This window comes from Deinococcus carri (assembly GCF_039545055.1).
Classification (GTDB): Bacteria; Deinococcota; Deinococci; order Deinococcales; family Deinococcaceae; genus Deinococcus; species Deinococcus carri.
In genome coordinates this window covers 51,891-63,696 of sequence record NZ_BAABRP010000011.1, presented here as the reverse complement: position 1 = coordinate 63,696, position 11,806 = coordinate 51,891, and the positions used below count along the sequence as shown (strand labels likewise).

At 70.2% G+C, this 11,806-nt stretch carries 8 protein-coding genes; 2 read left to right on the top strand and 6 right to left on the bottom strand.

All coding sequences use genetic code 11. The annotated features are described in order from the left end of the window. Nucleotides 1-148: 148 nt before the first annotated feature. The 6 genes from ABEA67_RS13415 to ABEA67_RS13390 all read right to left on the bottom strand — a co-directional run bounded on the left by ABEA67_RS13415 (nucleotide 149) and on the right by ABEA67_RS13390 (nucleotide 6,252). Entirely contained in the window at nucleotides 149-940 is a 792-nt protein-coding gene (locus tag ABEA67_RS13415) for a sulfite exporter TauE/SafE family protein (RefSeq protein WP_345465993.1), read from the bottom strand. Continuing rightward, nucleotides 937-2,325: an MBL fold metallo-hydrolase gene (locus tag ABEA67_RS13410; protein ID WP_345465990.1), complete on the bottom strand. Its 1,389-nt coding sequence runs from the start codon at nucleotides 2,323-2,325 to the stop codon at nucleotides 937-939. The genes ABEA67_RS13415 and ABEA67_RS13410 overlap by 4 nt, the downstream gene beginning before the upstream one ends. 171 nt (nucleotides 2,326-2,496) lie before the next feature. Continuing rightward, complete coding sequence (locus tag ABEA67_RS13405; RefSeq protein WP_345465988.1) at nucleotides 2,497-3,384, bottom strand: LysR family transcriptional regulator; 888 nt, start codon at nucleotides 3,382-3,384, stop codon at nucleotides 2,497-2,499. 55 nt (nucleotides 3,385-3,439) lie between these two features. Further along, nucleotides 3,440-3,970, bottom strand: a complete 531-nt coding sequence (locus ABEA67_RS13400; protein WP_345465986.1) for a hypothetical protein — start codon at nucleotides 3,968-3,970, stop codon at nucleotides 3,440-3,442. 26 nt (nucleotides 3,971-3,996) lie between these two features. Then, the gene (locus tag ABEA67_RS13395; protein WP_345465984.1) at nucleotides 3,997-5,079 is read right to left on the bottom strand and encodes a peptidoglycan recognition protein family protein; all 1,083 of its coding nucleotides are present in this window, start codon (nucleotides 5,077-5,079) and stop codon (nucleotides 3,997-3,999) included. A 165-nt stretch (nucleotides 5,080-5,244) separates the two neighbouring features. Continuing rightward, nucleotides 5,245-6,252, bottom strand: coding sequence for a peptidoglycan-binding domain-containing protein (locus ABEA67_RS13390; protein ID WP_345465982.1), 1,008 nt, complete (start codon nucleotides 6,250-6,252; stop codon nucleotides 5,245-5,247). A gap of 221 nt (nucleotides 6,253-6,473) precedes the next feature. On the opposite strand from ABEA67_RS13390, the gene ABEA67_RS13385 reads away from it, so the two are divergent. Beyond that, complete coding sequence (locus ABEA67_RS13385; protein WP_345465980.1) at nucleotides 6,474-8,849, top strand: putative bifunctional diguanylate cyclase/phosphodiesterase; 2,376 nt, start codon at nucleotides 6,474-6,476, stop codon at nucleotides 8,847-8,849. A 128-nt stretch (nucleotides 8,850-8,977) separates the two neighbouring features. Continuing rightward, nucleotides 8,978-11,716 carry a GAF domain-containing protein gene (locus ABEA67_RS13380; RefSeq protein WP_345465978.1) on the top strand — a complete coding sequence of 913 codons (2,739 nt, stop codon included), beginning with the start codon at nucleotides 8,978-8,980 and terminating at the stop codon, nucleotides 11,714-11,716. The last annotated feature ends 90 nt before the right edge of the window (nucleotides 11,717-11,806 follow it).

The following is an 11,806-nucleotide window of genomic DNA, read 5'->3' as shown; positions in this document are numbered from 1 at the left end:
AGAGGGCCTTGCGAAGCAAGGGGAGAGGGGTTCTTTTCCGTCAAATGCTCATGAGTGCGGGCGGCGGTCCGCCTCCGGTGCAGGCCGGGGCTGCCCTGCCGAACCACAACCCGCCTGACGGTGGGAGTGGGGGGTGAGGGCGGGGCGGTCAGGGACGCAGCGAGGTGACCTGCACCGTGGGGGTCCGGGTCTGCGCGAAGGCTCCGGGTGCGCTGGTGCACAGAATGTACGTGCCCAGCACCACCAGGAATCCCGCGAAGGACCGCCGCAGGGCGTTCTGGGAGAGCTGCCGGGAGAGGCGGCTGCCCGCGAGGCTGCCCAGCACACCGATACCGCCGAGCAGGGCGATCAGGTCCCAGTGTAGGCCCCCGGGCGCGGCCCGCACGTGCAGGGCAAAGCCCAGGGCCGCGTTGAGCGCGATGAGGACCAGGCTGGTGCCCACCGCCCGCGCCATGGGCAGCCCCAGCAGCAGGACCAGGGCGGGCAGGATCAGAAAGCCGCCCCCCACACCCACCACGCCCGTGAGAACACCCACGCCCAGACCGGCGAGCAGCACCTGCCACCCGGGGCGGGGCGGCGCATGGCCTGCGGGAGCCGGCCGAAACATGCGCGTAGCGGCAATGAGCATCACGGCAGCGAAGATCAGGAGCTGCACCGCGGCGGGCAGGGCGTGGCCCAGGGCCGTCCCCAGCGAGGTGCCCAGCAGGCCGGGTAACCCGAACAGCAGCACCGCGCGCCCGTCGATGCGGCGCTGCTGGACGCAGGACAGCGCGCTGACCAGGGCGATCAGCCCGACGATGGCGAGGCTCTCGGTGATCGCCCGTTTGGGGTCCTCGCCCACGAGGTACACCAGCACGGGCACCGTGAGGATGCTGCCGCCGGAGCCGAGCAGCCCCAGGCTCAGCCCGATGGCGACCGCGCCGAGCCACGCGAGGATCACGGGCGGACCGTCGCCGCCCGCCGGGCGTAGGCGGCGTACCCGCCGTCCAGATCGATAATGTTGTCAAAGCCCTCGGCGCGCAGGACACTCACCGCGGCCGCGCTGCGCGCCCCACCCTGGCAGTGGACCACGACTGGCCGATCCCGGGGAATACGGCCCAGGTTCTGAAGCAGACGGCCCGCGTGGAGCTGCGTGGCCCCCTCGATGTGCCCGGCCTCGTACTCGCGGCGGGCGCGCACGTCGAGCACGAAGGCCTGGCGGAGGTCGCCCAGTTCCGCGAGGGGCGTCGCGGCCTGCGGTTCGAGCTTCAGTCCGCCAAAGTCCCCGACGTACCCGGCGACCCGGTCGATGCCGGTCATCCACAGCCGGCGGCGGAGGTCCTCGGCCTGCTCGGGGCTGCGGGCAAACAGCACATAGGTCTTATCCGGGTCGAGCAGCCAGCCGGCCCACGTCTCGAAGGTCCGGCCCGCCGGCAGGTGGAGGCTGCCGGGCACAGCGCCTGCCTGGAACACCTCTCGGGGCCGCGTGTCGAGCAGCCGCACCCCGTGGTGCAGGGCGTTTTTCAGCTCGTGGTGGGAGAGGGGCGCGAGGGCCTGCACGTCGCCCAGCAGGGCCGGCCCGACCCGGTTCTCCCGCTTCATGCGGCCGTAGTACAGCGGCGCGTCCGGCTGGCCCTCCAGCAGTTCGCGGGTAAAGGCTTCCACATCATCATCTCGGGCGGCATCCGCCCACCAGGCAAAGCGGCGTTCGTAGCCGACGGTGGTGCTCTCCACCGCCCCCAGCGCCTTGCCGCAGGCGCTGCCCGAGCCGTGGCCGGGCCAGACCTGGACGTAGTCGGGCAGGGTGAGGAACTTTGCCCGCAGGCTGGTGAACAGCTGCCGCGCCCCGCCGAAGCGGGTGTCCTGCCCGCCCGCCGCCTCGTCGAGCAGGTCGGGGCGGCCGAGGTCGCCCACGAAGACGAAGTCGCCGGTCAGGAAGAGGACGGGCTGCTCCGCCCGCGCCCCATCGGTCACCAGAAAGCTGAGATGCTCGGGGGTATGCCCCGGCGTGTGGACAGCCCTGACCGTGACGTTGCCGAGGCGGATGTCCTGCCCGTCGCGCAGCCCCACGTGGGGAAAAGCGTACTGCCAGTCGGGGCCTCCCTCGGCGCTGAGGTACAGCGTCGCCCCGGTGCGCCCGGCGAGTTCGCGGCTGCCGCTGAGGTAGTCGGCGTGGATGTGCGTTTCCGTCACCGCGACGATCCGCAGCCCCTCCTGGTCGGCCAGGTCGAGATACCGCTGCACGTCACGCACGGGATCGACGGCGAGCGCCGTGCCGTTCTGCTGGCAGCCGATCAGGTAGGACGCCTGGGCGAGGTCGGGGTCGTAGATGCGCTTGAAGTACATGTTCCCTCCAGGGCCGTGGGGCCTTTTTGCGGCCGCCGGCCTTCTTGCTGGAAGGAACCTACCCCCCGCCCCGGTCCCCTTCAAGGGCTGTCATCGGGGTATCGGAAAGTACTATCTATGACATAACCGGAAGTGATATTCCGGCCGCCACTGCTCATCCGCCATGCGGGGTCAGAGTGCGTCAAGGACAGCCGTCACTGCCTGGGGCAGCAGCGCGCGTGGGGCGGAGACCACGTGATACCCGAGGGTGACGTCCGGGGCCTCCAGGCCGAGGCTAACCAGCAGCCCGTGTTCCACCTCAGGCCCCACCATGCTCCTGGGCAGAATCGCCACGCCCAGACCCGTATGCAGCGCGGCCTTGACCGCCAGGAACCCGCCGAGTTCCAGTTGCCCCCGTGGGGTGACGCCGGCCGTTTCCAGCAGCCGCGCCGCCCGCTTGCGGACACTCGACTCCGGCATGGGCAGCAGCAGCGTCTCGTTTCTCAGCGCAGTGGGGGCCACGTAGCCCTCGCGGGCCAGAGGGTGTTCCGGCCACACGATCAGGCGCAGATCCTCACTGGAGAACCGCCGCGCCTCCAGGCCCTCGGGCAGGGTCTGGCTGGCATCGACCGTCAGCGCGGCGTCCAATTCTCCCCGCGCCACGAGGCCGATCAGGTGGGGGGTGTGGCCCGAGTGCAGGCCAATGCTAGGCAGGTCGGTGCTGGGCTGCTCCCCCCGGAAGTGCCCGACGAGGCGGACTCCATGCCCCGACAGGGTCCAGGAGGTGCCCAGGCGGACGTGTGCCCGGGTGCGGCCGCGGTGGGGGCCGGCCAGCTCCGTGACACGCCGCATGCTGCGCGCGATCGCCTGCGCGTGGGGCAGGAGTTCGCGCCCCTCCGGCGTCAGCGTGATGCCCCGTGAGCGCCGGGTGTACAGCGGCGCGCCGATCAGCCCGGCCAGGGCACGCAGCTGCCCACTCACGGCGGGCTGGCTGAGGTTCAGGTACTCGGCGGCCTTGCTGACGCTGCCGAACTCGGCCACGGCATTGAAGGTGATGAGGTAGTCCGGATTGACCCGCACCCCCTGAGGCTACAGGGACCTAAGCAGCCCCGTACCACACCGCCGCCTGCCCTGTTCAGTAGTACAGGATGTCCCAGTGGTTGGATTCCTTGGCATAGATATTGCCCGCCGCGCTCCGGTACTGCGGCGCACCGTCACCACGCAAGCCGATGTACGTGAAGTTGCGGGTGATGTAGCCACTGATGCAGGTGGTGATGCTGGTGTCCACCTTGTACCCGTTGTAGTGGCTGTAGGTGCCGCTGGCGTGCCCGACCTCGGTGCCCCCGGTGATGTTCACGGCGCAGCCCGAGGCCTGCTTCAGGGTGATGATCCCGTCGATCGTGCCCGAATTGATCTGTTCCAGCGAGGTGCAGGACGAGTTGCTGCGCGTGCTGCAATTGCCGCTGGACACCACCGGAATGCCCGCAGCGGTGACGCGGCTCCGGGCCACCGCGTCACTGAGCTTGGTGCCGCTGAGGCTCGTGATCGGCGCGTCCGCGCTGTCCGTGGGCGCGGGTTCAGGCAGGGTGGCGGTGGGCGAGCCGCAGGACGACAGGGCCAGCAACGTGAGGGCGGCCAGCGGGATCGTGGACAGCAGTCGGTTCATGATTGTTCCTCCAGCAGGGCCGGACCTCATTCGACGAGGGCCAGCCAGGTGTTCGGCCCCACCACGCCGTCCGCGGTGAGGGCCTGGGCGGTCTGAAAACTCTTCACGGCGCTTTCGGTCGCGGGGCCGAAGGCACCATCGACGGTGACGGCGTAGCCCCGGGTGGCGAGCTGGCTTTGCACGCCCCGCACCGCGTCCCCGCTGTCACCCGGTCGCACGGTCAGGATCAGCCGCTCCCAGGTGGCCGAACCGACGACCGTATCCGGCGTGAGGCCCGCCGAGGTCTGAAAGGCGCTGACGGCCGTGCCCGTGCCGCTGCCATAGGCCCCGTCCACCGCCACGTTCTGGCCGCGGGCACGCAGCAGGAACTGCACGCTCCGGACACGCTCGCCGCTCTGGCCGCTGCGGGTGGTGGGCCAGACACGCACACTCACGCCCAGCCGCGCGGCCACATCGCGGCGCAGTTGCGGCAGCCGGGCGTACAGCAGATCGCCGGGGCAACTGGTGTTCACGAAGTCGCGGTGGCCGTACAGTTCCGTCGCCGGGATGCCGTACTGCTGGCAGAGCCACGCGCACAGCCGCACCAGCGCGTCGTACTGCCCGGTCGGGGGCGCGGCGCTCATGTAGGTCCCCTCGTTCTCGATGCCGACCGACACGTCGTTGAAGCCCTCGCAATGGGCACCCCGCACATGCTGGGTGCCGCCGCGCGCGGCGTCCAGGCTGCGGTGCCGGCCTTCCATGACGTACCCACCGCGGCTGATCGTGAAATGCTGGCCGGAATCGCTCCAGCCCCGGTCGAAGTGGCTCTGCTGGATGGAGCGCGCGAGCGTGTACGCCTGCGCCTGCGAGAAGTCGCTGACGTTGGCGCTGGCCGTGTGGTGCACGATCACGCGCGTGGGGCGGGCGGGCAGCAGGGTGATCGCTTCCCTGGGGGCCTGCGCCTTCCAGTCGGTGGTGGTGGACATAGCGGGAGAGGACACGGCGAGCGCGCCCAGCCCGTTGGCGGGAGGGCCAGCCTCGAACACCGTAACCTTGTTCAGGCCACAGCTGGCGAGCACCAGGCTGCCGCCGAGCAAGGTTCCCCACCGCAACACCTGACGGCGATTCATGGACGTGTTCAACTCGTCTCCCTGTCGTACGGGATGAGGCGCGGCTGTACGAGAAAGTGCCGCAGGGGCGTCCATCTCCGCCGTGCCGTCTGTCTTGCTTCTCGCTCTGCTGGGCGGCTTTGCCCGCCCGCCTGGCTGATGCCTGCGAGGGGGCGCAACCGAGTCTCAGTTCCAGGCGCAGTGGACATGGTTGCTGTGCCCGCCCGTCGGGTCGTTGTAGGCGTTGAAGGTCTGGCTGGGGTCGGACCCGGCCGCGATGCAGGCGTTGCGCGCGGCCGTGTGCGCGCTGTTCGGGGACGAGAGGCTCACGCCGTTCCAGATGCCGATATCAAAGGCCAGGCCCGCGTAGTGGTCGGAGGTGCTGGAATGGACCCCACCCGCGATGGACGTGATGTAGAACGAGTTCCCCGCGCCCGCCAGCGACAGCATGCCCTGAAGCATCGAGCGCTTGAGGGCGACGGTGAGGCCGCAGTTCGCGTCGCTCGCGCAGCCGCGCCGGGCCGGACGACCGTTCGCGGTGTCAACGATGTTCTGGCGCGGGCTGCCCCCGGAGGTGCTGCTGCTCGTCCCCAGCGTGATCCGGCTGCTGCCGAGAATCTGTGACGCGAGGTTGGCCGTGGTGCCGGTGCCGCCGGTGCTGCTTCCCGTCACGAGCGCGTGCCAGGTGTTCAGGCCCACCACGCCGTCCACGCCCAGGCCGTGCCTGCCCTGGAAATCCCGGACCGCCGTGTTGGTCCCGCTCCCGAACACGCCGTCCACCGTCACGCTCCCGTACCCGTAACCACTGCGCAACTGGTCCTGCACGGCCCGCACGGCGTTGTTGCTGTCGCCCTGGCGCACCGTGACGATCAGCGCCTCCCAGGTGTTGCCACCCACCACCCCGTCCACCACCAGGCCCCTGGCCCGCTGGAAATTGCGGACCGCCGTGTCGGTGCCGCTGCCGAACACACCGTCAGCGGCCAGCGTCTGCCCGGCCTGACGCAACAGGTATTGCAGCGTCACCACGTCGCGGCCCGAGTCGCCCTGCCTCAGCGCCTGCCAGCTCAGGACCGACTGCGCGCTGAGCTGCCCCGTCGCCGCGACCACACTGTCCAGCGCAGCGGGGTTCCCGTTCTGGGTACCGCACGCGGCCAGGACCAGGGTCAGACCGACCAGCCCCCAGTTTCTTTGCATACGCCTCCCTTCCCACAGGTTCCCCTGTGGCCTGCATTGAGCTGTCGAGACTGGGATCAAGCTAATGGAGCATGTGTGATGAAGCGGGGCGGCGCTGGGTGCAGCCGCCGGAACGTGGCAGGCCGCCGGGCCAGGGTAAGGGCCTTGTCAGCCTCCAGAGCCTAGGCTGCTCTCCAGCTCCCCCTCACTCCACGACTCCATGACGAGGGATACCTGCGCGCGTGAATGTCCTCCCCTACTTTCGGCAGCCCCTGTTTGCCACCCTGCTGGTCCTCGCCGGCCTGCATCTCCTGTGGACCCTGACGGGGGCGCACCCCCAGACGCTGCGGGTGTACCTCGGCAACCTGATCTTTTTTCCCATCTACGCCCTGAGCGCCCTGCTCGCCTGGCAGGCGGCCCGGCAGCACCGGGGGCCGTTCCGGCGCGCGTGGTTGTGGCTGGGGCTTGGCATCTTTGCCTGGGGGGCGGGGCAGATCATCTACACCTGGCTCTCCTTCACGGGGAACCGCAGTCTCTTTCCATCACTGGCGGACGTCGGTTACCTCGCGCTGGTGCCCTGCTTCTTCATCGGCCTCCTGCACTTTCCCCGCCCCCACTTCGGGCGGGTGCAGAGCGTGAGTTTCCTCCTCGACATCAGCATTGTCGTGCTGGCGCTGGGGGATCTGCTGTGGAACCTGAACATCCGCCAGAAGGTGCAGACGTATGCCGGGCAGCCCTTTCCCCTGGGAGTGGCGCTCGCCTACCCCCTGACCGACCTGCTGCTGTGCACGCTGCTGCTGATGCTGCTGCTGTGGCGGCCGCCGCAGCTTTCCCGGTTGCAGACGAGGTGGCTGATGGCCGGCCTCCTCCTGTTCCTGCTCGTGAACCTCCTGTATGCCTACCAGACGGGCCAGGGGCTGTATGTGCTGGGCCGCCCGCTGGACACGCTGTGGAGCTGGGGGGCCGTGTGTTTCGGGGCCGCCGCCACTGCCGCGCGGCCCGACCTCATCCGGGCGCGGCCGCGGCCCATCACCGAGATGGCCTACCCCGAGATGAGGCGGCTGCTGCTTCCCAACGCCGCCATCATCACGACATACGCCCTGTTCTTTCTCGTCCACAGCCTGCACCTGGGCGCGGACGGCGACCTGGATCCCATCGTGGGCCTCGTCACGTCGCTCGTGCTGGTGCGGCAGGTGCTGGGGCTGGTGGACAACCAGGCGCTGCACCGCCGTCTCGCCCACCAGGCGTCGCGTGACCCCCTGACGGGCCTGCTGAACCGCGGCGCGCTGGACGTGGCGCTGCGTCACGCCCTGACCACCGCGCGGGCGAGCCACCTGACCGCGGTCCTCTTCATCGACCTCGACCGCATGAAGCTGATCAACGACTCCGCCGGCCACGCGGCCGGCGATCAGGTGTTGCAAGAGGCCGCCGACCGCCTCCAGCGGGGGGTGGGGTTCCGGGGTCAGGTGGCGCGGGCGGGGGGGGACGAGTTCGTGGTGATCCTCCCGGATCTGCCGGACGCGGCCGCGGCGGGCAGCGTGGCCGCCGCGCTCCTGACGGCCATCGCGGAGCCGATGCTGGCCGGGGGACAGGAACAGCACCTCACGGCCAGCATCGGCGTGGCCCTGGCCCCCCTGGACACCGCCGATCCGGTGGTCGCCCTGAAGTGTGCGGATATGGCGATGTACCAGGCCAAGAAACAGGGCAAGAACACCTGGCGGTTTTACGACGAGCGGTGCCACCAGACGGCCACCGAGGAGTTGCAGCTCGACGCGCAGCTGCGGGTTGCCCTCACGCGCGGCGAATTCGAGGTGCATTACCAGCCGCTGGTGCGCCTGGGGGACGAGCGGGTCCTGGGCTTCGAGGCCCTGCTGCGCTGGCTGTCCCCGGTCCTGGGGCCGGTCCCGCCCCTCAAGTTCATTCCCGTCGCCGAGGAACACGGCCTGATCCACGACCTGGGGGCCTGGGTGCTTCAGGAGGCCCTGGGGCAGGTGAAACGCTGGCGGGACGGGGCTTTTCCAGAGCTGCACGTGTCGGTCAATGTGTCGGCCCACCAGTTTGCCCGCGAGGACTTCGTGGGGGCCATCCGGGAGGCCCTGCGCGCCCACGCGCTACCTGGCAACGCGCTGATGCTGGAACTGACCGAGAGCGCCCTGATCACGGACCTGCACGGTTCGGTCGCCAAGCTGCGCGAGTTGCATGGGCTGGGCGTGCGGTTTGCCCTCGACGATTTCGGGACCGGGTACTCCAGCCTGAGCTACCTCCAGCAGTTGCCCGTGCAGGTGCTCAAGATCGACCGATCCTTCGTGCGCGACATGGACAGCACGGGCGTTCCGCTGCTGCAAGCCCTGATCACCATGGCCCACGCGCTGGACCTGACCGTGATCGCCGAGGGCGTGGAGACACCAGGACAACTGGATGTCCTGCGCGGTCTGCACTGCGACCTGGGGCAGGGCTATCTGTTCGGCCACCCCCAACCGGCAGACGTGGCCGGGGCGGCGCTGGAGCAGGAATCCTCCGGGACACCCCTCGCCCGTCTGGGCCAGCCGGCCTCTCCCCTCCCCTCTGTCACCGACCTCCACGACGCCCGCGAGGGAGAGCGGGACAGACAAACCTGACCTCTCAGCCGGGGAACTTCCGCTGGCACATCAGGCGTCCCCAGCGCGGTGTGTCCTCGGACAGCAGCTCGGCCTGCACGTCCAGGCCCCCGCTCTGGCCGGCGGGCGACACACGCTATCCTCGCGTCATGCCCGAACAGCGCCCAGTGGACGCGCCTTCACCCGTCGGCGTTCCCCTGAGTGAATGCCTGCAAGATCTCAGCGAGGCGCTCGCTGCCGCCCGCACGCCGCAGGAGGTGCTCGGCAGCGTGCTCCGGTCTGCCCTCGCCGCGCTCGGTGCCGCCCTCGGGACGGCCTTCCTGACGGGCGGGGCCGGCGACAGCCTGGAACTCGCCGCCCAGCAGGGCCGCAGGGGGGCTGCCCGGGACCTGCCCTCCCACTTGTTCGCCCGGGACGCCCTGGCCCGGCACGAGGCCCTCTTCTTCGAGGACGCGGAGGCCCTGCTGGGCGCGCCTCCCGAACCCGGCCGGCGTGCGGGGAACTCCCTGCCCGCCGCGAGTGCCGTGCTGCCCATGTTCCTCGGCGGGCAGGCGCTGGGTGTTCTGGTGCTCGACTTTGAGGAACCGCGCGGCTTCTCCGCCGACGAGCGGCGGCTCCTGCGCACCCTCGCCGCACAGTGCGCCGTGGCCCTGGGGCATACCCGGCTGCTGGCGACGCTCGCGGCCGAACGCCAGCAGCGGCAGCAGACCGAGCTGGAGCTGCGCACGAGCGAGGCCCGGTTTCGCCGCATGGTAGAAGCGGGACCGGTCGGCATCGCCGCGGGTGCCCTGGATGGCCGTCTGATCCTGGTCAACGATACCTACCTGAAGCTGCTGGGCTACACGCGCGCCGAGTACGAGGCGGGCGAGATCGACTGGGCCGCCCTCACGCCGCCCGAGTACCACCGGGCCGACGAGCTGGCCTTTGCCCAGGCCTTCGAGCAGGGCGCGTCCGATCCCTACGAAAAGGAGATGCTCACGCGGACCGGCGAGCGTGTGCCGCTGAACCTGATCCTGATCCGGTACGAGGAGCGCGACCAGCAGTATGTCGTGGGGTATCTCCAGGACCTGCGCCCGTTCAAGGCCGCCGAGCGCGCGCTGCGGGAACACGGGGCCGAGCTGGAGCGCCAGGTGGCGGCCCGCACCGAGGAACTGAACGCCCGCACCCGGGTGCTCGAAGCGTTCGAGACGCTGTCGCACGAGCTGACGCTGGAGCCGGACCCCGCCCTGCTGGTCGGGCGCGCGCAGGACATCGTCCTGTCCCTCCTGCCCGAGGGTGTGGCGACGTACTACGAACCCGAGGGCGCAGTCTGGCGGCTCAGGACCCAGACGGGCAGCCTGCGCGACAAGGAGCTGCAACGGGTCCTGGACGCGGGCCTGCCCTACGAGGCGGCCGGAAACCTGCGGGTGCCGTTCGAGACGCGCGAACCCTACTATCAGGAGGTCTACGACATCCACACCGACCGTCAGCCCGACACGACCCGGCACGTCAGTTCCAGCGCCACCCTGCCGGTCGTGGTCGGGGGCGCGGTGCGGGGCGTTTTCGGCCTGGGGCTGTTCGGTGCGCCGCGCCGCTGGTCGGCGGTGGACCGCGCCCTGCTCGAAACGGTGGCCCGCAGTCTGGGCCTCGCGCTGGAACGGGCCGAGGCGGCGCGGCACCTCCGGGAGCAGAACGCGGAACTCGCCGCACGCACCCGCGCCCTGGAGGGCTTCGCGGAGCTGACGCGCGACCTCAGCACCCAGGCCGAGCCGCACATGCTGGTGCGCCGGGCGCAGGAGGTCATGCTGTCCCTGCTGCCCGAGGGCTACGCGGCGTACTACGAACCCACGGGCGGGCAGTGGACCCTCAGGAGCCAGGTGGGCGACCGGCGGGACCCTGCCTTCCAGGCCCATGTGGAAGCCGGCCTCCCGCTGGAAACCGCCAGCCTGTGGACCCCCTGGCAGACGCGGGAACCGTACTACCTCGAAGAGTATGACCAGCACACCGACCACTTCGAGACCTATCAGGTCCGGCGCGGGGCGCTCGCGGCGTTTCCCGTGTGCGTGAACGGCAGCCCCTACGGAATCTTCGGCGTGGCGCTCTTTCATGAGCGGCACTGGAGCGAGGCGGACCGGGCCGTGATCGAGACGACCGTGCGCAGCCTGGGCCTCGCGCTGGAGGGCGCGCAGGGCGTGACGCAACTGGCCGAGGAGCGCCGCAAGCTGGCCGCCGCCAACGAGGAACTCGAAGCCTTCGCCTACAGCGTCTCGCACGACCTGCGCACGCCCGTGCGGCACATCAGGAGCTTCAACGACCTGCTGCGCCAGGCCCTGGGGGACTCGCTCGACGAGAAGCCCGCCCGCTACCTGAGGATCGTGGAGGAGGCCACCGGGCGGATGAACACCCTGATCGACGCGATGCTCGACCTGTCGCGCACCTCCCGGCTGCCGCTCCAGATGGGGCTGGTGGACCTCGGGGACCTGGTCGGCAGCGTCCGCGCCGAGCTGGAGGCGGACGCGCCCGACCGGCAGGTCGAATGGGAGGTCATGCCCCTGCCGCTGGTGACGGGCGACGCACACACCCTGCGGCAGGTGCTGGTCAACCTGCTTGCCAACGCCCTGAAGTACACCCGCACGCGGGAGGTCGCCCGCATCGAGGTCTGGGCGGAGGAGCAGCCGCACGAGTGGGTCGTCTCGGTGCGGGACAACGGGGTGGGTTTCGACCCGCGCTACGGGGACAAGCTCTTCGGGGTGTTTCAGCGCCTGCACCGCCACGACGAGTTCGAGGGGACGGGGGTGGGGCTGGCGAACGTGCGGCGCATCGTCACCCGGCACGGCGGCAAGGTGTTCGCGCAGGGGGTGCCCAGTGAAGGCGCGACCTTCGGCTTTACCCTCCCCAGACTGCACTGAACGGGCTGTGCGGCACAGCAGAAGAGACATCCCCACCGGACCCGGCCTCGCCTCAGCCCGCACCGCATCGCGCCTGACGGCGGCAGGGCC

Excerpts from the sequence above, each read along its gene's own strand:
- ABEA67_RS13410 (WP_345465990.1), bottom strand. The coding sequence starts at position 2,325 with ATGTACTTCAAGCGCATCTACGACCCCGACCTCGCCCAGGCGTCCTAC.
- ABEA67_RS13400 (WP_345465986.1), bottom strand. The coding sequence starts at position 3,970 with ATGAACCGACTGCTGTCCACGATCCCGCTGGCCGCCCTCACGTTGCTG.
- ABEA67_RS13395 (WP_345465984.1), bottom strand. The coding sequence starts at position 5,079 with ATGAATCGCCGTCAGGTGTTGCGGTGGGGAACCTTGCTCGGCGGCAGC.
- ABEA67_RS13390 (WP_345465982.1), bottom strand. The coding sequence starts at position 6,252 with ATGCAAAGAAACTGGGGGCTGGTCGGTCTGACCCTGGTCCTGGCCGCG.
- ABEA67_RS13380 (WP_345465978.1), top strand. The coding sequence starts at position 8,978 with ATGCCCGAACAGCGCCCAGTGGACGCGCCTTCACCCGTCGGCGTTCCC.